This is a genomic window from Streptomyces sp. Y2F8-2, from assembly GCF_014905555.1.
GTDB classification, from domain to species: Bacteria; Actinomycetota; Actinomycetes; order Streptomycetales; family Streptomycetaceae; genus Streptomyces; species Streptomyces cynarae.
In genome coordinates, this window is the sequence record NZ_BNGS01000006.1 from 73,917 (window position 1) to 96,220 (window position 22,304).

At 70.2% G+C, this 22,304-nt stretch carries 21 protein-coding genes; 11 read left to right on the forward strand and 10 right to left on the reverse strand.

What is annotated here, in order from left to right:
* Window positions 1–115 precede the first annotated feature (115 nt).
* The 5 genes from SY2F82_RS20880 (at window position 116) to SY2F82_RS20900 (ending at window position 3,956) form a co-directional block, all read left to right on the forward strand.
* Window positions 116–1,096 carry a ribose-phosphate diphosphokinase gene (locus SY2F82_RS20880; protein WP_103837606.1) on the forward strand — a complete coding sequence of 327 codons (981 nt, stop codon included), beginning with the start codon at window positions 116–118 and terminating at the stop codon, window positions 1,094–1,096.
* Between the two features lie 210 nt (window positions 1,097–1,306).
* Window positions 1,307–1,903, forward strand: coding sequence for a 50S ribosomal protein L25/general stress protein Ctc (locus tag SY2F82_RS20885; protein WP_200420670.1), 597 nt, complete (start codon window positions 1,307–1,309; stop codon window positions 1,901–1,903).
* Window positions 1,904–1,972: 69 nt separating this feature from the next.
* Complete coding sequence (gene pth, locus SY2F82_RS20890) at window positions 1,973–2,575, forward strand: aminoacyl-tRNA hydrolase (RefSeq protein WP_200420671.1); 603 nt, start codon at window positions 1,973–1,975, stop codon at window positions 2,573–2,575.
* A 42-nt stretch (window positions 2,576–2,617) separates the two neighbouring features.
* A complete protein-coding gene (locus SY2F82_RS20895; protein WP_200420672.1) occupies window positions 2,618–3,121 on the forward strand; it encodes a hypothetical protein in 504 nt (167 codons plus the stop codon).
* A gap of 133 nt (window positions 3,122–3,254) precedes the next feature.
* Entirely contained in the window at window positions 3,255–3,956 is a 702-nt protein-coding gene (locus SY2F82_RS20900) for an LPXTG cell wall anchor domain-containing protein (RefSeq protein WP_200420673.1), read from the forward strand.
* Window positions 3,957–4,026: 70 nt separating this feature from the next.
* Here the strand turns inward: SY2F82_RS20900 and ppc are convergent, their stop codons facing one another.
* Entirely contained in the window at window positions 4,027–6,759 is a 2,733-nt protein-coding gene (ppc, locus tag SY2F82_RS20905; RefSeq protein ID WP_200420674.1) for a phosphoenolpyruvate carboxylase, read from the reverse strand.
* 308 nt (window positions 6,760–7,067) lie between these two features.
* Here ppc and SY2F82_RS20910 point away from each other — a divergent pair, with 308 nt between their 5' ends.
* Both SY2F82_RS20910 and SY2F82_RS20915 read left to right on the forward strand, forming a co-directional pair.
* Window positions 7,068–8,078 (forward strand): fatty acid desaturase, encoded by a 1,011-nt coding sequence (locus SY2F82_RS20910; protein ID WP_200420675.1) that lies wholly within the window; start codon window positions 7,068–7,070, stop codon window positions 8,076–8,078.
* A 67-nt stretch (window positions 8,079–8,145) separates the two neighbouring features.
* Window positions 8,146–8,748, forward strand: coding sequence for a TetR/AcrR family transcriptional regulator (locus SY2F82_RS20915; protein WP_236041747.1), 603 nt, complete (start codon window positions 8,146–8,148; stop codon window positions 8,746–8,748).
* A 31-nt stretch (window positions 8,749–8,779) separates the two neighbouring features.
* On the opposite strand, the gene SY2F82_RS20920 is transcribed toward SY2F82_RS20915, so the two are convergent.
* Together SY2F82_RS20920 and SY2F82_RS20925 are read right to left on the reverse strand one after the other, a co-directional pair.
* Window positions 8,780–9,151 carry a VOC family protein gene (locus tag SY2F82_RS20920; RefSeq protein ID WP_200420677.1) on the reverse strand — a complete coding sequence of 124 codons (372 nt, stop codon included), beginning with the start codon at window positions 9,149–9,151 and terminating at the stop codon, window positions 8,780–8,782.
* Between the two features lie 3 nt (window positions 9,152–9,154).
* Window positions 9,155–9,961: a trans-aconitate 2-methyltransferase gene (locus tag SY2F82_RS20925; protein ID WP_200420678.1), complete on the reverse strand. Its 807-nt coding sequence runs from the start codon at window positions 9,959–9,961 to the stop codon at window positions 9,155–9,157.
* Window positions 9,962–10,175: 214 nt separating this feature from the next.
* Between SY2F82_RS20925 and tamR the strand changes: the two genes are divergently transcribed.
* Entirely contained in the window at window positions 10,176–10,673 is a 498-nt protein-coding gene (gene tamR, locus SY2F82_RS20930) for a MarR family transcriptional regulator TamR (RefSeq protein ID WP_103837595.1), read from the forward strand.
* Here the strand turns inward: tamR and SY2F82_RS20935 are convergent.
* A complete protein-coding gene (locus SY2F82_RS20935) occupies window positions 10,632–11,399 on the reverse strand; it encodes a response regulator transcription factor (RefSeq protein WP_200420679.1) in 768 nt (255 codons plus the stop codon). The genes tamR and SY2F82_RS20935 overlap by 42 nt on opposite strands.
* Window positions 11,400–11,650: 251 nt before the next feature.
* Here SY2F82_RS20935 and SY2F82_RS20940 point away from each other — a divergent pair, with 251 nt between their 5' ends.
* A complete protein-coding gene (locus SY2F82_RS20940) occupies window positions 11,651–12,106 on the forward strand; it encodes an N-acetyltransferase (protein ID WP_200420680.1) in 456 nt (151 codons plus the stop codon).
* A 12-nt stretch (window positions 12,107–12,118) separates the two neighbouring features.
* Here SY2F82_RS20940 and galK read toward each other — a convergent pair whose 3' ends face one another.
* Genes galK through galT form a run of 3 tightly spaced genes read right to left on the reverse strand, consistent with a single transcriptional unit; the run spans window position 12,119 to window position 15,297 of the window.
* Window positions 12,119–13,261 (reverse strand): galactokinase, encoded by a 1,143-nt coding sequence (galK, locus tag SY2F82_RS20945; protein ID WP_200420681.1) that lies wholly within the window; start codon window positions 13,259–13,261, stop codon window positions 12,119–12,121.
* Window positions 13,262–14,239: a UDP-glucose 4-epimerase GalE gene (gene galE, locus SY2F82_RS20950; protein ID WP_200420682.1), complete on the reverse strand. Its 978-nt coding sequence runs from the start codon at window positions 14,237–14,239 to the stop codon at window positions 13,262–13,264.
* Entirely contained in the window at window positions 14,236–15,297 is a 1,062-nt protein-coding gene (galT, locus tag SY2F82_RS20955; RefSeq protein WP_200420683.1) for a galactose-1-phosphate uridylyltransferase, read from the reverse strand. Before galT ends, galE begins: the two co-directional genes overlap by 4 nt.
* Before the next feature lie 178 nt (window positions 15,298–15,475).
* Between galT and SY2F82_RS20960 the strand changes: the two genes are divergently transcribed.
* Both SY2F82_RS20960 and SY2F82_RS20965 read left to right on the forward strand, forming a co-directional pair.
* Window positions 15,476–17,155 (forward strand): sodium:solute symporter family protein, encoded by a 1,680-nt coding sequence (locus SY2F82_RS20960; protein WP_200420684.1) that lies wholly within the window; start codon window positions 15,476–15,478, stop codon window positions 17,153–17,155.
* Window positions 17,156–17,175: 20 nt separating this feature from the next.
* On the forward strand, window positions 17,176–17,484 hold the full coding sequence (locus SY2F82_RS20965) for a hypothetical protein (protein ID WP_200420685.1): 309 nt from the start codon (window positions 17,176–17,178) through the stop codon (window positions 17,482–17,484).
* Window positions 17,485–17,623: 139 nt separating this feature from the next.
* Here the strand turns inward: SY2F82_RS20965 and SY2F82_RS20970 are convergent, their stop codons facing one another.
* The 3 genes from SY2F82_RS20970 to SY2F82_RS20980 form a co-directional block, all read right to left on the reverse strand.
* The gene (locus SY2F82_RS20970) at window positions 17,624–18,307 is read right to left on the reverse strand and encodes a LuxR C-terminal-related transcriptional regulator (RefSeq protein WP_200420686.1); all 684 of its coding nucleotides are present in this window, start codon (window positions 18,305–18,307) and stop codon (window positions 17,624–17,626) included.
* 253 nt (window positions 18,308–18,560) lie between these two features.
* Window positions 18,561–20,345 (reverse strand): PQQ-binding-like beta-propeller repeat protein, encoded by a 1,785-nt coding sequence (locus SY2F82_RS20975; protein ID WP_200420687.1) that lies wholly within the window; start codon window positions 20,343–20,345, stop codon window positions 18,561–18,563.
* Between the two features lie 61 nt (window positions 20,346–20,406).
* Window positions 20,407–22,296 (reverse strand): PQQ-binding-like beta-propeller repeat protein, encoded by a 1,890-nt coding sequence (locus tag SY2F82_RS20980; RefSeq protein WP_200420688.1) that lies wholly within the window; start codon window positions 22,294–22,296, stop codon window positions 20,407–20,409.
* Window positions 22,297–22,304: the final 8 nt, after the last annotated feature.

Here is a 22,304-nt window from a genome sequence, read left to right on the forward strand (position 1 = left end):
GTGATAAGTGCACACCCGCACCCCACCAGCTGAGACGGTCGTCCGTTTCCAGCCGTTGTGGCTGTGGCGGCCTCTGGATGCCCAGCTGAGTTATGACCTCTGAGGAGACAGTGTCGTGACCGGGATCAAGACGACCGGCCTGAAGAAGTTGATGTTCTTCTCCGGCCGCGCCCACCCCGAGCTTGCCGAGGAGGTCGCCCAGCAGCTGGGTGTCGGGGTCGTCCCGACGAAGGCCTTCGATTTCGCGAACGGTGAGATCTATGTGCGGTATCAGGAGTCGGCGCGGGGTGCCGACTGCTTCCTGATCCAGAGCCATACGGCTCCGATCAACAAGTGGATCATGGAGCAGTTGATCATGATCGACGCGTTGAAGCGTGCGTCGGCGCGTTCCATCACCGTGATCGTGCCGTTCTACGGTTACGCGCGGCAGGACAAGAAGCACCGGGGACGTGAACCGATTTCGGCGCGTCTGATCGCTGATCTGATGAAGACGGCGGGTGCGGACCGGATTCTGACGGTGGACCTGCACACGGATCAGATCCAGGGTTTCTTCGACGGTCCGGTGGATCACCTGTTCGCGTTGCCGCTGCTGGCGGACTACGTGGGCGGGAAGGTGGACCGGGACAAGCTGACCGTGGTGTCGCCGGACGCCGGCCGGGTGCGGGTGGCGGACCGGTGGTGTGACCGGCTGGGTGCGCCTCTCGCGATCGTGCACAAGCGGCGGGACAAGGATGTCGCGAACCAGGTGACGGTGCACGAGGTCGTGGGTGAGGTCGAGGGCCGGGTGTGTGTCCTGGTCGATGACATGATCGACACGGGTGGCACGATCTGTGCGGCGGCGGACGCGTTGTTCGCGCACGGTGCGGAGGATGTCATCGTGACGGCGACGCATGGTGTGCTGTCGGGTCCTGCGGCGGATCGTCTGAAGAACTCGCGGGTGAGTGAGTTCGTCTTCACGGACACGCTGCCGACGCCGGGTGAGCTGGGCCGGGATCTGGACAAGATCACGGTGTTGTCGATCGCTCCGACGATCGCGAGTGCGGTGCGTGAGGTGTTCGAGGACGGTTCGGTGACGAGCCTGTTCGACGAGCAGTAGTACCGGTGGTGCCTACCGGCCCTGGAGCTGGTGGTGATCGTTTTGGGTGCGGCCTCCTTGTGCGAGTAAACTGCTGCAGTTGCTCGGCGAGGGAGGCCGCACTCGTTTTTCGGATGCGGCGGTCCGTTATCGACGCGCTCTTCGTAGCAGGCCGTTCGTGGCCGGGTGACCCCGACCGTTTGTCCTACGTTCTACTACGAGGAGTGAGAGATGTCCGAGGTGAAGATCGCCGCTGAGACGCGCACCGAGTTCGGCAAGGGTGCCGCGCGTCGTATCCGCCGTGCCAGCAAGGTTCCGGGTGTGCTGTACGGGCACGGTTCCGACCCGCTGCACCTGACGTTCCCGGGTCACGACCTGCTGCTGGCGCTGCGTACGCCGAACGTCCTGATCGCGCTGGACATCGACGGCAAGTCCAACGAGCTGGCGATCCCGAAGTCCGTGCAGCGTGACCCGATCAAGGGCTTCCTGGAGCACGTGGACCTGCTGCTGGTGAAGCGCGGCGAGAAGGTCACGGTCGAGATTCCGGTGCACGCCGAGGGTGAGCTGGCTCCGGGTGGCAACCTGCTGGAGCACGTGCTGAACGCGCTGCCGGTCGAGGCGGAGGCCACGCACATCCCCGAGGCGCTGACCGTTTCGGTCGAGGGCCTGGAGGCCGGCGCGTCGGTGCTCGCGAAGGACGTCGCGCTGCCGAGCGGTGTGACGCTGGCTGTGGACGAGGACGCGGTGGTCCTGCAGGTGCTGGCCGCGCAGGCCGAGGAGGCCGTTGAGGGCGAGGCCGAGGGCGAAGAGGCCGCTGCCGAGGCCTGATCCCTCACCGACACCGTTTCGTCAGCCGCTGCTCCTTCGGGAGTGGCGGCTGGCGCGTATCGAGGAGACGTGGACGTGACGACCGATCCAGGCGCGCCCTGGCTCATCGTGGGGCTCGGTAATCCGGGGCCCGAGTACGCCATGAACCGGCACAACGTGGGGTTCATGGTGGTGGATCTGCTGGCGGGGCGGGTCGGGGGGAAGTTCAAGCGGGCGGGGAAGGCTCAGGCGCAGGTGGTGGAGGGGCGGATCGGGCCGCCTGGTCCGGGGAGCCGTCGGGTGGTCCTGGTGAAGCCGATGTCGTACATGAACCTGTCGGGTGGCCCGGTGAACGCGCTGCGGGATTTCTACAAGGTGCCGGTGGGGAATGTCGTCGCGGTGCATGACGAGCTGGACATCGATTACGGGACGCTGCGGTTGAAGCTCGGTGGTGGCGACAACGGTCACAACGGGTTGAAGTCGATCACGAAGGCGTTGGGGTCGGACTATCACCGGGCGCGGTTCGGGATCGGGCGTCCGCCGGGGCGTATGCCGGTGGCGGACTTCGTGTTGAAGGATTTCTCCTCGGCGGAGCGCAAGGAGCTGGACTACTTCGTCGACCGGGCGGCGGATGCGGTGGAGTGTCTGGTGATCGACGGGCTGGAGCGGGCGCAGGGTACGTACAACTCGTGAGGTGTCGCCCTGCGGGGTTGACCGGGTGTGCGGGGATGTCCCATGATCCCCGCCATGTCTGCCACCGCCGCCCGTTCTCGTCGGGCCTCGTCCGCTGCGCTCCGCTCGGTGCGGGTGGTGGTGATGGGGGCGGTCGCCGCGCTGATTCTGGTCGGTGGGGTGTGGGGGTCGTGGGGGACGGCTCAGCTTGTGATGCTGACCAAGGGTCGTGAGCGCGGCACGGTCGAGGTGACGCGGTGTGGGGCGGATGCGTGCAGTGGTCCGTTCAGGCCGGTGTCGGCGGGGGCGACGGCGCGTGGGCGTGTGACGATCGAGCAGACGGTGGCGGTGCGGCGGGGGCGGACGTATGCCGTGGTGGTGAAGCCGGGCACGGACGATGTGGTGCGTTCGGGTCCGGCGGGGGTGCTGTATGCGTGGCTTCCGCTGGCCGGGGCGTTGTTGATGGCGTCGGTGGTGGTGGCGGGCGGGCTGCGGCTGAGGCGGACGGGGTGGGTGCTGGCGGGGTCGGGAGTGGCGCTGCTGACGGCTGCTTTTGTGGCGTTGTGACTGCTGTCGTCTGAGCTGGCGTTTGTGATTGAAGTGGCTGTTGTCTCTTCGTGATTGACGTGTGGTGTTCGTGCGCCGGATGCTGAGCTGCCCCCTCCACGTCTTCCGTTCGTTTCTCGAAGATGGACTGCCCATGCGTACCCTCATGCGCGCCGGTGCTTTTGTCGCCGTCGCCTCAGCAGCGTTGCTGACCGCTCCGTCCGCCCATGCCTCGGCTCGGGGCGACAACGGCGACGTCAAGATCCACAAGTCCGCCACGGACGAGTACGACCAGCGGAACGAGCCGCATGTGTGCTCGTTCTACCTGGATGGCTTCAACTTCGATGGCCGGCAGCAGGTGGACTGGCACATCGAGGCGTGGGCCCCGACCGCCGCCACCAAGGGTGAGACCGTGAAGAGCGGTGCGATCACCTTGGACGCCGACGGCCATGGCCGTACGGCCGACATGACGCTGCCCGACGGGCACTACAAGCTGTTCTGGAACTTCGACGGCGAGAAGGGTGCGGCCAAGCACAAGGTGTTCTGGACGGAGTGCGAGAGCTCCGGCGGGGGCGGTACGACGCCGTCCGGCTCGGCCTCGGCCTCCGTGTCGGCGTCCGCGTCCGCCTCCCCGTCGGGCTCGGCCGGGGCGAGCGCCTCGCCGGGTTCGTCGTCCGGTGCGGGCGCGGTCCCCTCGGCCTCGGTGTCCGCGTCGCCCTCGGCGCAGGGTGGCGGCGGTGACCTGGCCGAGACGGGCAGTGGTGCTCCGGTGGGGCTGTTGTCCGGTGCGGCGGCGGCGCTGGTGGCCGCCGGTGGTGGTCTGGTGCTGTGGCGCCGCAGGGGCGCCCGGGGCTGACGTCCGCGGGATGTGACGGTGCCCCCGAGCCTGGTACGGGCTCGGGGGCACTGTCGTGTCCGGGGCGGTGTCAGCCGGTGTTGCGCAGGCCGGCTGCGACGCCGTTGACGGTGAGGAGCAGGGCGCGGGAGAGCAGCGGGTCGGGTTCCTCGCCCGCGGCGGCCGCGTCGCGCTGGCGCTTGAGGAGGGCGACCTGGAGGTAGGAGATGGGGTCGAGGTAGGCGTCGCGGATGGCGAAGGTCTGCTTGAGGACCGGCTGGGCGTCGAGCAGTTCCTGTTCGCCGGTGACGCGGAGTACCTCGCGGACGGTGAGTTCGTGTTCGGCCCGGATGGTGTCGAAGATGTGCCTGAGGTTGTCGGGGACGAGTGTGTCGACGTAGTGCTGGGCGATCCGCAGGTCGGTCTTGGCGAGGGTCATCTCGACGTTGGAGATGAAGTTGCGGAAGAAGTGCCACTGTTCGTGCATCTCGGTGAGCACGGTGTCGAGGCCGGCTTCGCGCAGGGCCTTGAGTCCGGAGCCGACGCCGAACCAGCCGGGGACGATCTGCCGGGACTGGGTCCAGCCGAACACCCAGGGGATGGCCCGCAGGCCGTCGAGCGAGACGCCCGAGCCGGGGCGGCGGGAGGGCCGCGAGCCCAGGTGCAGGTCGGCGAGCTGGTCGACCGGCGTGGAGGCGAGGAAGTACGTCGGCAGGTCCGGGTCCTCGACGAGCTTGCGGTAGGCGGCGTGGGCGGCGTCGGAGACGACGTCCATGGCGGCGTCCCAGCGGGCGAGGGCTTCGCCGGACTGGCGGGGTGCGGTGTGCAGGGCGGAGGCCTGCAGGGTGGCCGCGACCGTCAGTTCGAGGTTTTCTCGGGCGAGGGACGGGATGAGGTACTTGTCGGAGATGACCTCGCCCTGTTCGGTGACCTTGATCTCGCCTTCGAGGGTGCCCCAGGGCTGGGCGAGGATGGCGTCGTGGGTGGGGCCGCCGCCGCGGCCGACGGTGCCGCCGCGACCGTGGAAGAGGCGCAGGCGCACGCCGTGGCGGTGGGCGACGTCGCGCAGGCGGCGCTGGGCGCGGTGGATCTCCCACTGGCTGGTGGTGATGCCGCCGAACTTGGAGGAGTCGCTGTAGCCGAGCATGACCTCCTGGACGTCGCCGCGCAGGGCGACGAGGCGCCGGTAGGAGGGGTCGGCGAGCATGTCCTCGAGGATGGTGTCGGCGGCCTTGAGCTCGTCGGTGGTCTCCAGGAGGGGGACGATGCCGATCTTGGCCCAGCCGGCGTGGAGGTCGATGAGTCCGGCTTCGCGGGCGAGGACGGCGGCGGCGAAGACGTCGTCGGCGCCCTGGCACATGGAGATGATGTAGGACTCGATGACTTCGGGGCCGAAGACCTTCAGGGCGCGCTTGATGGTCTCGAAGGTGCCGAGGGTCTTGGCGCCGGCCGCGTCGAGCGGGGCGGGGGTGGGGGCGAGGGGGCGGCGGGAGCGGAGTTCCTTGGCGAGCAGCTTGTGGCGGTACTCGCGGGGCATGTCGTCGTAGCGCCAGGATTCCTCGCCGAGCCGGTCGAACAGCTGGCCGAGGGCGTGGTGGTGGGCGTCGGCGTGTTCGCGGACGTCCATGGTGGCGAGCTGGAGGCCGAAGGCGGCCAGGGTGCGGATGGTGCGGGCGAGGCGGCCGTCGGCGAAGAGGCCGCCGCGGTGGGCGCGCAGGGAGGTCTGGATGACTCTGAGGTCGTGCAGGAGTTCGCTGGTGCCGAGGTAGTCGCGGCCGGGCTCGTGCTGGGTGCCCTTGGCGAGGCGCTGCTTGGTGTTGACGAGCTTCTGGCGGATGCAGGTGGCCTTGAGCCGGTAGGGCTCCTCGGCGTTGAGGCGCTTGTAGCGGGGGCTGATCTCGGGCAGGAGCTCCAGGTCGGCCTTGAGGGATTCCAGGAGTTCCTCGGTGGCGCCGGTGTAGCGGATGGAGTTGGACAGGAAGCCGCGCAGCTCGTCGATCGTCTCCAGGGCGTCGTTGATGCCGTGCTCGTGCTGGAGGATGAGGACGTCCCAGGTGACCTGGGGGGTCACGTTCGGGTTGCCGTCGCGGTCGCCGCCGATCCAGGTGCCGAAGGTGACGGGGCGGGTCTCGTCGGGGAGCTTGACGCCGACGCGTTCGAGTTCCGCGGTGAGGTCCTCGAGGACGTCGCCGACGGCGCCGGCGTGCAGTTCGTCGAGGTAGTAGATGGCGTTGCGGGCCTCGTCGGCGGGTTCGGGGCGCACGACGCGCAGCTCGTCGGTCTGCCAGATGAGGTCGATGTTCTCCGCGAGCCGGGTGTCGTGGCGGCGGCGGTCGGACTCGATGACGGGGGTTTCCAGGAGTGCGGCGATGCGCCGGAGCTTGTTGAGGACGGACCGGCGCGCGGCCTCGGTGGGGTGCGCCGTGAAGACGGGGCGCACGTTGAGGTTGCGGACGGTCTCGCGCAGGTGGTCGGGGTCGGCGTCCTTGAGGCGGTCGGCGGTGCGGGAGAGCAGGCCGCCCTCGGCGGCGCGCTTGGCGCGCAGCTCTCGGCCGCGGTGCACCTGCTCGGTGACGTTCGCCAGGTGGAAGTAGGTGGAGAAGGCGCGCACCAGCTTGGCGGCGGTCTCCAGTTCGGTTCCGCGCAGCAGTTCCGCGGCGGCGTCACCGTCCTCGCGGGTCAGCCGGCGGACCCTTTCGACCAGTTCCAGGAGCTCGGGGCCTTCCTGGCGGACGAGGGTCTCGCCGAGCAGGTCGCCCAGTCGGCGGATGTCGGCGCGCAGTTCACTGCTGGTCGTCGTCGTCTGGTCGTCGGCACTGCTCACAGGTGCGGCTCCTTGCAGTGTTGAAGCTCGTCTGGGAGGGGACCCGGATGGGTGCCGTGCGCGGCGGGTGCCGCATACGGTCCGGGCATCCGGGAAGAATTCAGAGCGGACCGCGCTGTCCGACCGACTCCAAGGATAGGTGGCTATGCGGACGCGCTGGCTTTCGGGCTCTTGCCGCCGGGCGACGCACTGCCATACTTACGACGCCGTAGGTTACGGAACCGTAGGTGTCCCGTCAGGTGGCGGGAGCACGTTGGGTGCCGTATCCGGGCATTTGTCTTGACCCTCGACCCCACAGGGGACGCCCCATGACCACGAGCTCCGATGTGATCGAAGACGCCCCGAAGGCGAACGACGACTCTCCGCTGCCCTCCGCGACGCTGGGTGGCGAGCAGAAGCGCTCGATCGAGCAGATCACGCTGCTGCTGTTCATCACCGTTCCGTTCCTGGCGCTTGTGGCGGCGGTGCCGCTGGCGTGGGGATGGGGCGTGAGCTGGCTCGATATGGGCCTGCTGGTCTTCTTCTACTACCTGGGCTGCCACGGCATCACGATCGGTTTCCACCGTCACTTCACGCACGGCTCGTTCAAGGCGAAGCGGCCGCTGAAGATCGCGCTGGCGATCGCGGGGTCGATGGCCGTGGAAGGGCCGCTGGTGCGTTGGGTGGCCGACCACCGCAAGCACCACAAGTTCTCCGACGCGGAGGGCGACCCGCACTCCCCGTGGCGGTACGGGGAGACGGTCCCGGCGCTGATGAAGGGCCTGTGGTGGGCCCACCTCGGCTGGATGTTCGACGAGGAGCAGACGCCTCAGGACAAGTACGCCCCGGACCTGATCAAGGACCCGGCGATGCGGGCGATCTCCCGCCAGTTCGCGCTGTGGACGACCGTGTCGCTGCTGCTGCCCGCGCTGATCGGCGGGCTGGTCACGATGTCCTGGTGGGGAGCGTTCACCGCGTTCTTCTGGGGGTCGCTCGTCCGGGTGGCTCTGCTGCACCACGTGACGTGGTCGATCAACTCGATCTGCCACGCGGTGGGCAAGCGGCCGTTCAAGTCGCGCGACCGTTCGGGCAACGTGTGGTGGCTGGCGGTCCTGTCGTGCGGGGAGTCGTGGCACAACCTGCACCACGCGGACCCGACGTCGGCACGGCACGGTGTGGAGCGGGGCCAGCTGGACTCCTCGGCGCGGATCATCCGCTGGTTCGAGCAGCTGGGGTGGGCGTACGACGTGCGCTGGCCGTCACGCTCGCGTATCGATTCGCGTCGCAACGGTGACGGGAGTGGCTCCCGACGCGGGAAGGTGACCGCCGACACGGCATGATGGCGGTGTGGCGACCGACTCCAGCACCCCCAGCAGCGACAAGCCGCGGCGCCCGCGCCGTACTCGGATGACCGGTGCCGAGCGCCGCCAGCAGCTGCTGGAGATCGGTCGCACGTTGTTCGCCGCGAAGGGCTTCGAGGGCACGTCGGTGGAGGAGATCGCGGCCAAGGCCGGGGTGTCCAAGCCGGTGGTGTACGAGCACTTCGGCGGCAAGGAGGGGCTGTACGCGGTGGTGGTGGACCGCGAGATGCGGCGCCTGCTGGACATGGTGACCAGCTCCCTGACGGCGGGGCACCCGCGTGAGCTGTGCGAGCAGGCCGCGTTCGCGCTGCTGGACTACATCGAGGAGTACACGGACGGTTTCCGGATCCTGGTCCGGGACTCCCCCATCCCGCAGTCGACGGGCTCCTTCGCGTCGCTGATCTCGGACATCGCGACGCAGGTGGAGGACATTCTGGGCCGCGAGTTCAAGAGCCGCGGCTTCGACCCGAAGCTGGCGCCGCTGTACGCGCAGGCGCTGGTCGGGATGGTCGCGCTGACGGGCCAGTGGTGGCTGGACGTGCGCCGCCCGAAGAAGGCGGAGGTGGCGGCGCATCTGGTGAACCTTGCGTGGCACGGGCTGGACGGGCTGGAGCCGAAGCCGCGGCTCATAGGCCACCGCAAGAGCTGAGGCACGCCCGCGCGACCCGCGTGCCGCGTGCTCAGGGCGATGTGGCCACCGGCTCCAGGAACTCCAGCCGGTTGCCCACCGGGTCCTGCGAGTAGAAGCGCCGGTGCCCCGGCAGGTTGCCGTCCCAGGTGACCGGTGCCCCGCGTTCGGCGAGCCGCGCCGCGTACGCCTCGATCCCCGTGACCCGCAGCCCCGGATGGGCCTTCTTCGCGGGCTGGAAGTCGTCCTCGACGCCCAGGTGGAGCTGCACGGCCCCCGCCCGGAACCAGCAGCCCCCGCGCGCCGCGAGCACCGGCGGCTTGGGGACCTCCGTCATACCGAGGACGTCGACGTAGTACGCGCGCAGCAGGTCCTCGGAGCCGGGCGGGGCGGCGAGCTGGACGTGGTCGACGGCGGTCAGCATCGGTCAGGCCCCCTTCGTCGCGACGGCGAAGATACGGCGGAACGGGAACACCGTGCCGTGCTCGGTCGCCGGGTACGCCTCGCGCAGCGCCGCACGGTAGTCGGCGACGAACTCCTCCGCCTCCTCCCCCAGCTCGGTGAGGACCGGCCGCAGTCCGGTGCCCTTGACCCAGTCGAGGACCGGGTCCTCGCCCTGCAGCAGATGCAGATACGTCGTCTCCCAGACGTCGGCCGCGCAGCCGAGCGCGGTGAGGTGGTGCAGATACGCCTCCGGGGTGAGGACCGCGTCGTCGTGGCGCAGGGTTTCGGCGAGGCGGTCCGTCCAGCGGGCGGAGTGGGCGAGTTCGCGCATCAGCCGGTGGCTGGGGGAGGCGAAGTTGCCGGGGACCTGGAAGGCGAAGGTGCCGCCCGGCTTCAGGGCTGTCACCCACTCGGCGAACCGCTCGGCGTGTCCGGGTACCCACTGGAGGGTGGCGTTGCTGATGATCAGGTCGTACGGCTCCTTCGGCACCCAGGTGCGGGCGTCGGCGTGCGCGAAGTCCAGGCGGCCGCCGCCGGCCGTGGGGCCCGCGTAGGCGTCGGTCTTCGCGAGCATCTCCGGGGAGTTGTCGTAGCCGGTGATGTGCGCGGTGGGCCAGCGCTCGGCGAGCAGGACGGTGACGTTGCCCGGTCCGCAGCCCAGGTCGGCGATGCGGGGCGGGTCGCCGGGAAGTCCGGGCACGCGGGAGAGCAGGTCGGTGAAGGGACGGGCGCGGTGGTCCGCGTGGCGGAGGTACTGGGCGGGGTCCCAGGTGGGGCCGGTGGCGGGCATGGCGGGGCCTCCTCGGAGCGGGCGGGCGGACGGACGGACGAGCGGGCGCCGCGGCGCGGACGCGCGCCGTCGTACGGAGGCGTCGCCCCCGTTTGACGCCGCCTCCGTACGGTTTGCCATCCTCGTACCGCAACTCTCTCGACGTCAAGAGACTCAACATCAAGATGTCTCACGTCAAGAGACTTCACATCGACACAACCACTACACTGATCGCATGGAGGACGAGGTCGATCGGCTGGTCGCGGCGTGGCGCAGGGAACGCCCGGACCTCGACGTGGAACCGCTCGAGGTGCTCAGCCGGGTGAGCAGACTGGCCCGGCATCTGGACCGCGCACGCCGGCTGGCGTTCTCGGAGCACGGCCTGGAGCCCTGGGAGTTCGACGTCCTCACCGCGCTCCGCCGCGCCGGCAGCCCCTATCAGCTCTCCCCCGGCCAGTTGCTCACCCAGACGCTGGTCACCTCCGGCACGATGACCAACCGCATCGACCGCCTGGCGAAGAAGGGCCTGGTCGAGCGGCTCCCGGACCCCAGCGACCGCCGGGGCGTGCTGGTGCGGCTCACGGACGAGGGCCGGGACCGGGCCGACCAGGCCCTGGCCGGACTCCTCGACCAGGAACGCGCGATCCTCTCCGAGCTGAGCTCGGCCCAGCGCGGTGAGCTGGCCGCGCTGCTACGCCAGCTGACCGCCCCGTTCGACAACATCCCCGGCTAGGTCGACCGGCCCGACACCGGCGCGGCGGGCGAGGGCGACGGCGGCGAGGGTGGAGTGGACGCCCAGCTTCCCCAGCACGTTCTGCATGTGCGTGCGGACGGTGTGCGGGGACAGGAACAGCCGCTCGGCGACGGCCTTGCGGCCCAGTCCGGCGACCATGCACCGCAGCACCTCCCGCTCCCGGGGCGTGAGGGACTCCACCAGACGCTCGCTCTCGGTGCGGTGCTTGCGGGCCGCGGTCAGCTCGCGCAGCACCCCGGTGAGCAGGGCGGGCGGCAGGTGCGTCTCGTCCCGCAGGACGCCCCGGATGACCGTGAGCAGCCGCTGCAGCGAGCAGTCCTTGGCGACCCAGCCGGAGGCGCCGGCCTGCAGGGCGAGGGCGGCGCGGCGCGGGTCGTCCTTCTCTGCGAGGACGACGGTCCGCACGTTCGGCTGGCCGGAGCGGACGCCGGCGACGAGGGAGATGCCGTCGACGAGGCCGTCCTCGTCGCCGTCCTGGACGGGGACCGCCGGGCGTGAGCCCAGGACGTTGCCCCCGAGGTCCGCGTCGACGAGCATCACGTCGAATCTGCGGCCCTCCGCGGCGGCCCGCTCCAGGCAGCGCAGCGCGGCAGGACCGCTGCCGGCCGCGGACACGTCGACGTCCGGTTCGGCCGCCAGGGCGGCGGCGAGGGACTCGGCGAAGATGCGGTGATCGTCGACGACCAGAACTCGGATGCGAACCACTGATACCCCCACTGTTCGGGGGACGGCCCGGCGCGGATACGGCGCCCGGAGCGCTCCCCGGATGTTCTACCTGGGACGGGTAACGCAGCGGCACGGCCGCCGCCGTGCCGGAACTGCTACCCCCGCCCCGGGCGCCGTACCCGACTGTCTCGCCCCCTGATCAGCACCGGCCCCCACCGATGCTGTTCACAGGGTAGGGCTGCCGGCCTGGAGCGGAAGGAGATTTGCAGAACTGGCCGGCCGACGCGTTTATGGTGAGCCGCATGTTTCGTATCGAGACGGAAGTCGACAAGGAGCGGCGGGATCTGCTCCGGGCTCGGCTGCGCGAGACGAACACGGCGGCGTCCCCGGTGCTGCGCGCCCTGCGCGGAACACCGGCGGAGCGCGATGTTCCGCTCCATGTGTGGGCGTTGGACGCGGCGGGGGAGGTGGCGGGCGGGCTGGTCGGGCACACCTGGACGACGTGGCTGCACGTCGCGTACCTGTGGGTGGACGATCGGCACCGCGGCGCGGGCCTCGGCACGCGGCTGCTGGCGCAGGCGGAGCGGACGGCCCACGAGGACCGCGGCTGCACGGCGTGCCGCCTGGAGACGTGGGACTTCCAGGCGCCGGAGTTCTACCGGAAGCAGGGCTACGAGGTGGTGTGCGTGATCCCCGACTATCCGCCGGGGATCACGGAGTACACGTTGACGAAGCGGCTGGACTGAGCCGGGGCGCGATCAGCTCAGGCGGCGTGCCCCGGCCGACGGTACCGCCGGGAACACCCGAGGTGCCGTGTAACCGGCGGCGGCGAACGCCTCCTCGATCGCCTTGGTGATCGTGTCCGTGTCCGACGCCTCCACCAGGACGATCGCCGAGCCGCCGAAGCCGCCGCCCGTCATCCGCGCCCCCAGCGCGCCCGCGGCGTTCGCCGTGTCCACCACCAGGTCCAGCTCCCGGCAGGAGATCCGCAGGTCGTCGCGGAGGGAGACATGGCCCTCGGTCAGCACGGGACCGATCGCCCGGACCTCGCCCGCGTCCAGCAGCCGGACCACCTCACCGACCCGGTGATCGTCCGAGACGACATGGCGCACATAGCGGCGCACCCGCTCGTCCGACAGGCGCGCGAGCGCGGAGTCCAGCTCCTCGTACGCCACGTCCCGCAGATGCGAGACCCCGAGCTGCCGTGCGCCCTCCTCGCATCCCTCGCGCCGCTCGGCGTACGCCCCGTCGCCCAGCGCGTGCTTCACGCGGCTGTCGACGACCAGCAGCGTCAGGCCCTGGGAGGCGAGGTCGAAGGGGATCTGCCGGATGGACAGGTCACGGCAGTCCAGGTGCAGCGCGTGGCCGTCCGTGGCGCACGCCGATGCCATCTGGTCCATGATCCCGCAGGGCACGCCCACGAAGTCGTTCTCGGCGCGCTGGGCGGTCCTGGCCAGCTCGGGGCCGGTCAGACCGAGCTCGTACAGGTCGTTGAGCGCGAGGGCGACGACCACCTCCAGCGCCGCCGAGGAGGACAGACCGGCGCCCGTCGGCACCGTCGAGGACAGGTGGACGTCCGCGCCGGTGATCGGGTGGCCCGCCTCACGCAGCACCCACACCACACCGGCCGGGTAGGCGGCCCAACTGGTGTTGGTCAGCGGCTGCAGTTCGTCGACGTGCAGTTCGACGACCGGGCCCTCGATGTCCGCCGAGTGCAGCCGCAGCACCCCGTCGGTGCGCCGCGAGACCGCCGCGACCGCCGTGTGCGGCAGCGCGAGCGGCATCACGAAGCCCTCGTTGAAGTCCGTGTACTCGCCGATCAGGTTGACCCGGCCCGGAGCCGCCCAGACGCCCTCGGGAGCCGACCCGTAGATCTCCCCGAAGCCCTCGCGTACGCCCACCTACTGCTCCCTTGCGTTGCTTGCGACGTGCCGTGCGAACTGCCACGCGTCCGCGACGATCCCCGCGAGGTCCGCGCGGGACGGGTTCCAGCCGAGCTTCTCGCGGGCCGTGGCCGCGGAGGCGACCAGGACCGCCGGGTCGCCGCCCCGGCGCGGGGCCACGACCTCGGGGATCGGGTGCCCGGTGACCTGGCGCACCGTCTCGATGACCTCGCGCACCGAGAAGCCGTTGCCGTTGCCGAGGTTGCAGATCAGGTGTTCGCCGGGGGTGGCGGCGTCCAGGGCGAGCAGATGCGCCTCGGCGAGGTCGGCGACGTGGATGTAGTCGCGGATGCAGGTGCCGTCCGGCGTCGGGTAGTCGTCGCCGAAGATCGAGATGGCCTCTCGCCTGCCCTGCGCGACCTGGAGGACGAGCGGGATGAGGTGGGACTCGGGGTTGTGGCGCTCGCCGTAGGCGCCGTAGGCGCCGGCGACGTTGAAGTAGCGCAGGGAGACGGCGCCCAGGCCGTGCGCGGCCGCCTCGCCGGTGATCATGTGGTCGACGGCGAGCTTGGAGGCGCCGTAGGGGGAGGTCGGCGCGGTCGGGTCGGTCTCGGTGATCGGGGTGTTCACCGGCTCGCCGTAGGTGGCCGCCGTGGAGGAGAAGACGAGCTTGCGCACGCCGGCCTCGCGCATGGCGCCGAGCAGGGCCATGGTGCCGCCGACGTTGTTGTCCCAGTACTTCTCCGGCTTCACCACCGACTCGCCGACCTGCGAGAACGCGGCGAAGTGCAGGACCGCGTCGAAGGAGGCGTCGAGCCACTTGGCGGCGTCGCGGATGTCGCCCTCGATGAAGGAAGCACCGGCCGGCACGCCCTCGCGGAAGCCGGTGGAGAGGTTGTCGAGGACGACGACCTCGTGGCCGGCCTCCAGCAGGTGCTGCGCGACCACGCTGCCCACATAGCCGGCCCCGCCGGTGACCAGGTACTTCCCACTCATGAACTCGCTACCTCTCGCAGTCGCCGGGCCGCGGCCTCCGGCGGCACGTCGTTGATGAACACGTTCATGCCGGACTCGGAACCCGCGAGGAACTTCAGCTTGCCGGAAGTACGGCGAATGGTGAAAAGCTCGAGGTGGAGCGCGAAGTCGTCCCTGCTCACGCCGTCGAACTCGTCCAGGGGGCCGAACGGCGCCTGGTGCCAGGCGGCGATGTACGGCGTCGGAGGCTCACCCTCGCCGAAGATCCGGTCGAAGCGCTTCAAGAGTTCCAGGTAGACCTTGGGAAACTCTGTGCGTGCCGCCTCGTCGAGCCCGAGCAGGTCGGGGACGCGGCGGCGGGGGTAGAGGTGGACCTCGTAGGGCCAGTGCGCGGCGTACGGTACGAACGCCACCCAGTGCTCGCTCTGCAGGACGATCCGCTCGTCGGCGAGTTCGCGTTCCAGGACGGCGTCGAACAGGTTCTCCCCGCCGGTCGCCTCCTTGTGGGCGGCCAGCGAACGGAGCATCAGGGCGGTGCGGGGGGTGGTGAAGGGGTACGCGTAGATCTGCCCGTGCGGGTGGCCGAGGGTCACGCCGATCTCCGCCCCGCGGTTCTCGAAGCAGAAGACCTGCTCGACGGCCGGCAGGTGGGACAGCTCGGCGGTGCGGTCGGTCCAGGCGTCCAGGACCAGGCCCGCCTGCTCCTCGGTCAGGTCGGCGAAGGAGGCGTTGTGGTCGGAGGTGAAGCAGACGACCTCACAGCGGCCGGAGTCGCCGGCGAGCGAGGGGAAACGGTTCTCGAAGACGACGACGTCGTAGGACGAGTCGGGGATCTCGCTGAGCCTGCCGTCCTGGGAGGGGCACAGCGGGCACTCGTCGGCGGGCGGGTGGTAGGTGCGGCCCTGCCGGTGCGAGGCGATGGCGACCGAGTCGCCGAGCAGCACGTCCTGGCGGATCTCGGAGGTCGTGACGGTCCGCTCGAGCGGCCGGCGGTCGACCGCGTCCCGCACGACGTCGTCGCGCAGGTCGTAGTAGATGAGCTCACGACCGTCGGCCAGCCGGGTCGAGGTCTTCTTCACGTTCGACTCTCCATTCGAGCCACTCACCCTTCAAACATAACCCAACACACCAAAACACAACTCACCATCTGCGTCAACGTCACAATCCAACAAAGACCATCATCAGGAGTGTTCAAATATCGAACGCGGGGGCGTACGGTTCCGCACTGATTGGTTCACGCAACGAAGCGAGCACTCAATGGAAACCCCCACATATCTGGCAGCCGAGCTACGACTCCCCACAAACGGGCTCGACTACGCGATCCTCGGGATCTACTTCGCGGTCGTCCTCGGCATCGGCTTCGCGGCCCGCCGCTCGGTGAAGACCAGCCTCGACTTCTTCCTGTCCGGACGCTCCCTGCCCGCCTGGATCACCGGTCTCGCGTTCATCTCCGCCAACCTGGCCGCCACCGAGATCCTCGGCATGGCCGCCAACAGCGCCCAGTACGGCGCCTACACCGTGCACTGGTACTGGATCGGCGCCATCCCGGCCATGGTCTTCCTGGGCCTGGTGATGATGCCGTTCTACTACGGCTCCAAGGTCCGCTCGGTGCCCGAGTTCCTGCTGCTGCGCTTCGACAAGGGGGCGCACCTGCTGAGCTCGATCCTGTTCGCCTTCGCCGCGATCCTCATCGCGGGCGTCAACCTCTACGCCCTCGCGATCGTCGTGGAGGCCCTGCTGGGCTGGCCGCAGTGGGTGGCGATCGTGGTCGCCGGCTTCTTCGTGCTCGCGTACATCACCCTCGGCGGCCTGTCGTCGGCGATCTACAACGAGGTGCTGCAGTTCTTCGTGATCCTCGCGGCCCTCATCCCGATCACCGTGCTCGGCCTGAAGAAGGTCGGCGGCTGGGGCGGCCTGACCGACAAGCTCACCCAGGCCCACGGCCACGACTTCGTCACCGCCTGGGGCGGCACCGGGATCGGCCACGCCAACCCGCTGGGTGCCAACTGGCTGACGATCGTCCTCGGCCTCGGCTTCGTGCTGTCCTTCGGCTACTGGACCACCAACTTCGCCGAGGTCCAGCGCGCCCTGTCCGCGAAGAACCTCTCCGCGGCCCAGCGCACCCCGCTCATCGCCGCGTTCCCGAAGATCTTCATCGTGTTCCTGGTGATGATCCCGGGCCTGGTGGCCGCCGTCCTGGTCCCGAAGATCGGCACGCCCGGCTCGTCCCTGCAGTACAACGACGCGATCCCGTACCTGATGCAGGAGCTGCTGCCCAACGGTGTCCTCGGCATCGCGGTGACCGGCCTGCTGGCGGCCTTCATGGCGGGCATGGCGGCCAACGTGTCGTCCTTCAACACGGTGTTCACCAACGACATCTGGGCGCGGTACATCGTCAAGGACCGCGAGGACGCGTACTACGTCCGCTTCGGCCGCCTCATCACGGCGATCGGCGTGCTGGCGTCGATCGGCACGGCGTTCCTGGCGTCGTCGTTCTCGAACATCATGAGCTACCTGCAGACGCTGTTCTCCTTCTTCAACGTGCCGATGTTCGTGGTGTTCGTCGTCGGCATGTTCTGGAAGCGCGCGTCCGCGAAGTCCGGCTTCTGGGGCCTGCTCGCGGGCACGGTGACCGCGATGGTGAACTACTTCGTCATCTACAAGCACGGCGTCATCGGCATCCCCTCCGACCAGGGCGCCAACTTCGTCTCCGCGATCGCCGGTTTCGTGGCCGGCGCGGTCGTGATGGTCGCGGTCTCGCTGTTCACCAGGCCCAAACCGGAGGACCAGCTCCAGGGCCTCGTCTACGGCACCCGCTCGCCCGGCATGGCGGAGCCGCCCTCCGCGGGCGACGACGCCTGGTACCGCAGGCCCGCCCTGCTCGGCTGGGGCGCGGTCGTCCTCGCCGCCGCCTGCTACATCCCGTTCTCGCTCTGACCGCGGAGGATTGACCGACCATGTCCGAGTACTCCGAACACGACGTCCAGCACCAAGTCACCGAGCTGGAAGGCAAGTCCGCCACCGCGGCACGCATCTTCGACCTCCGCCGCATCATCGGCGGCCTGTTCGTCCTCTACGGCGTCATCGTGATGATCGCGGGCTTCACGGCCTCCGACGCGGCGATCCGCAAGGCGGAGGGCGTCAACATCAACCTGTGGACGGGCCTCGGGATGCTGATCCTGGGCCTGCTGTTCCTGCTGTGGCTGAAGCTGAGGCCGATAGCTCCGCCGTCCGTCGACGCGGGGTCGGACGAGAAGCCGGAGTAGCTCGGCCACGCTCCGCCGAGCGCGGGGGAACTGCGCGTCGCACGTCGGCTGCGGGTGATCCGTGGCCGACCGCGCCCGCGCGGCGGAGCCGCATGTCGACACGGCCCCGCGCCCACCCCTGTCCGGGCGCACCCTTCGGCTAATCGATCCCGGGCTGGACGGGCCCCGCCCGGTCCAGCAAGCCCGTCCGGGCGGCCAGCGCGGCAGCCTCGAGGCGGGAGCCCACGCCCAGTTTCATCAGGACGCGCTGGACGTGGGTGCGGGCCGTGGACGGGGCGATGCCCATGCCCGCCGCGATCAGGCGGGTGTCCTCGCCGTCGGCCACCCGGACCAGGACCTCGACCTCCCTCGGGGTCAGCATCTGCAACAGGCGCTGGCCCTCGTCGTCCGGCTGAGCCGCCGGGTGGAGCAGTTCGTTGAACGCGCCCTGCAACAACTGCGGCGCCACGGCCGCCTCGCCCGCCCGCGCCTTCATGATGGCCCGCTCGACGCCCTCGATGCGCTCGTCGTGCCGTACGTAGCCCGAGGCGCCGGCGGCGAACGCGGCCGCTATCCCGCGCGGGCTCGGCACCGGGCCGAGCACCAGCACCGCCACCTGCGGGCGCTCCCGCTTGATGCGCACCACCGGGTCGAAGGCGCCCGGCTCCGCGGGTGCCGCCGTGCCCAGCAGGCACACCTCGGGCGCCCTGCTGATCACCAGGTCCGCCGCCCCCGCGGCGGGCGCCGCCGCGGCGAGCACCCGGTGTCCCCTCAGCTTCAGAGCCGAGGCCAGCGCCTCGGCGAGCAATCGGTGGTCGTCGACCACCATGAGCCGCACTCCCATCGAGCAACCCCCCAGTCCGCCCCCGTGGATGCCCACTATGGATGCCCACTGGCCCGCATGGACAGAAGCCCCCCGGCGCACCCCCTGTCCTTCATGCCCCCGGAAGCTACACGCTTGTTCGACATCGCGCTTCCCCTACCGGCCAGAAGTGCCCCGGATTACGGAAATCCCGCCCAATGGCGCCTGATGACGGGTACGTGAAAGGCCCCGCACCCGAACAGGAGCGAGGCCTTCGCCGCGCGCCGCGTACGCGCTACTTGGCGCCGAAGCCGAGCGCGGTGTACGACTTCTGATCGGCCGTGAACGGCTTGCTGACCAGGTCCTTGCCGAGGAACAGCCGGCCGTCGGTGTAGAGCAGCTCGGACGTCTTCGGCACCATGCTCATGATCGCGCCCAGCACCTCGCGGGAGGCCGGGGTCTCCAGCAGTCTCGTCTGCTTCAGGGATCCGCCGTCGACCGAGACCACCTGGGCGCCCTTGTTGTACGGGCCGCTCTTGTACGCCAGCACGTTCCCGCCGTCCATGCGGATCGGGAAGATGTCGTAGCCGTCGCCGGCGTCGATCCGGTCACCGGTGGTCTTCCCGGTGGCCAGCGAGAACGCGATGATCTCGTTGGTGCGGGTGCCCTGTGCCGAGCCGTCGTGGTCGTTGGTCGGCACGTACAGCTTGTCGTTGCCCACCGTGATCGCCTGGCAGTCGTGCACCTTGCCGACGCCGCAGTGGTGCTCGTACTTGCCGTCCTCCAGCGTGATCTTCGTGCGCAGCCTGCCGGTGTCGTCCAGCGAGAAGACGTCCGTGGCGCCGGAGGCGGTGATGCCGCCCGAGTCCACACCGAACACGACCGGCTTTGTGGAGATCACCTTGGCGTTGTCGATGCCCTGGGGGAGCTTGTAGCTCCACCTGGCGCCCCCCGTCCCCGGGTCGAGCAGCTGGACCTCGTACAACTCCCTGCCGAAGGGGCCGCACTTGCGCACCGCTACGAGCTGATCGCCGCCCGCGTAGCCGACGTCCGCGCAGGAGCCCCTCTGGTGCTGCCACAGCACCTTGCCGGTGGTCAGGTCGAAGGCGGCACCGCCGTAGAGGCCGGCGCCGGCGGCGACCGTCGTGCCGCTGATCGAGACCTCACCGAACGGGACCGGGGCGCCACCGGTGCCGACCGATTTCGTCCACAGCTTCTTCCCGGTGGCGACCTCGAACGCGGTGACGTCGCTGCACGGCTTGCGGTCCCGCACGTCGGCCCGCTTGCCCGACTCGGAGACCACCACGGCGATCCCCGAGGAGCTGATCTCGGGGGAGCCCGCGCAGGTCTGGCCGTTGAGCGGCAGCGTCCACTTGGTCGCGCCGGTGTCCGGGTCGTAGCCCACGATCTTGTTGATGCCGGCCTTGGCGTAGACGGAGTCGGTGAGCCAGGAGCCCGCGACGTTGTCGAGCTCCTGTCTGTCCGTGATCCGCGGCGCCGGGATCTGGAAGAGGACCTTGGCACTGGGGTCGGCCGGCGCCTTCTCCTTGCCGGAACCGGAGCCGCCGGTGCTGCTGCCCTGGCCGCCCTGGCCGCTGTCGGCACCGGACGCGGAGCCGCCGCCCGTGTCGCCGCCGGAGGAGCTGTTCGCGTACCAGGCCCCGACGCCGACGATCAGCGCGATGGCCGCGACCGCAGCGACGACGATCCACACCGTGGCACTCGGCCCTTTGCCGCCGCCGCCCGGGGTTCCGTGCGGCGGTACGGGGACCATCGGCGACTGCTGATAGCCGTAGCCGGGGTGCTGGTTCGGGTAGCCGTACCCGGGCTGCTGGGCATACCCGTTCCCCGGTTGCGGCGGGGCCGGCGGCTGCGGGTAGCCGTAGCCGGGTCCCTGGGCGGGCGGCGGGGGCGCCTGGGGCGGCGGCTGGGGTGCGCCGAAGCCGCCCGGCGGCGGAGGCTGCGGGGCGCCGAAACCAGCGCCCGGGGCCGGGTTCTGCGGGGCGCCGAAACCACCGCCCGGCGGCGGCTGGTGGGGCGGCGGGGGCGGCTGGTGGGGAGGGGGCGGCGGCTGGCTCATGGCGTGAGGACCTCGAAGGACACAGGAACAGTGGGCGGGGACGGGCGGGTCGGCGGACCGCTCACTTGCCGTAGGCCAGCATCAGCTTCTCCTTGGACCGGGTACCGCCGGTCAGTCGGGTGGTGGAGAGGTAGAGGCGCCCGTCCACGTAGTCGATCGCCTTGGCGAAGAAGCCGCTCTCGACCTGCGCGGCGCCCGCCGGGTTCTGCAGCAGCCTCGCCGTGGTGTGGCTGCCGCCTGCCGTCGCGATGGACACGACCTGGCCGCCCGTGTCGTACGACGGCTCGACATACGCGATCAGATGGGTGCCGTCCATCTTGAGCGGGAGCATCGACTCGTCCGCGGGGGACTTCACCCGCCACTTCTCCTTGCCGGTGTCCAGGTTGATCGCGACGATCTCGTTCGGGCCGCTCTTCGCGTCGGTCGGCAGGTACAGGGTGCTCGCGTCGGCCACGGCGCCCGTGCAGCCCTGCAGGTCACGGTTGAGGATGGCCCAGCCGCACCGGGGTGCGAAGGACTCGTCGACGTCGAGCTGGGAGCGCACGCTGCCGTCACTCTTCAGTGTGGAGACGTTCCACCGCGTCTTGTCCTCGTTGGTGAGGTAGAGGACGACCGGGTCGACGGAGTAGATGCGGGCGAGCGTCCAGCCCTTGGGGATCTTCTTGGTCCACTTGGCCCTGCCGGTCGTGGGGTCGAGCTCCTGCACCTCGTCGTGCGCGTCGGAGCCGCCGGCGCCGCAGGAGGCGACCGAGAGGAGCTTGGCGCCGCCCGCGAACGCGGTCGGGAAGCAGGCCGCGCCGTACCGCTGCTTCTCCCACAGCTTCTTGCCGGTGGCCACGTCGTAGGCCAGGCCGGACTGCGCGCGGGCGACCAGCAGGGTCCTGCCCGTGACGGTCAGGTCGACGGCGAGCGCGCTGTCGAACAGGGCACCGTCTGCGATCTGCGCGCTCCAGCCCTTCTTGCCGGTGTCGAGGTCGATCTCCTGGATGTTGTTGCACTTGGCGCTGTCGCTCACGCCGCTCATGTAGGCGACCACGACCTTGTCGTCGGCCGTCTTCTGCGGAGTGACCGCGCAGATCTTCTGCGGGAAGGAGATCGGGTTCCAGGTGGGGCTGCCGTCCGCGACGTCGTAGGCGAAGACCTGCTTGTACGCGGCCTTCACCGCCGTCCTGCCGGTGATCCACATGCCGGGGGCGTCGGCGCCGTGACCGGGCGCGTCGGGCGCCTGCTGGTACCAGAGGACCTTGTCCTCGCCCGACTTGCGGTCCTGGTTGAGGTTCTCCGGGTCCGCGCCACCGCCGCTGCCACCGCCCGCGTCGGCCGGGGCGGAGGCGGTGGAGGACGGTCCGGAGCTCCGGTTCTTGCCGGCGGTGGGCTTGTCGTCCCCGCCGCCCCCGCTGACCGCGTACACGGTGCCGCCTATGAGGAGCAGCGCGGCGACGGCGGCGCCCACGACCAGCGCGGGTTTGCCCTTGAAGGGGTTCCCGGAGCCGCCGCCGGGGGGCGGGAGGGGCGCGCCGGGGAACTGGGGCGGCTGCTGCGGGTAGCCGTAGCCGGGGTGGGGAGCGGCGTAGGGGCCGGGCTGCTGGGAGTAGGGGCCGGGCTGACCGGGCTGCTGGGCGTACCCACCGGGCTGCTGGGCGTACGGACCGGGCTGACCGCCGTACGGACCCGGACCACCGTACGGACCCGGCCCGCCGTACGGACCCGGCCCGCCGTACGGACCCGGCTGTGGATACGCGCCCGGCTGCTGGTACGGGCCGGAAGGCGGCGGCTGCGGCGGCTGGGGGTAGCCGTACCCCGGCTGGGGTGGGGTCGCCGGGGGCTGGACGGGCGGCGGTGGGGTCGCCTGCCGGGGGTCCTGCGGGGCACCGGAACCGGCCTGCGGCGGCGGATTCTGCGGTATCCCGGAACTGCCGCCCCGGGGCGGCTGGTCGGGCGGCTGAGTCATCAGCGCTT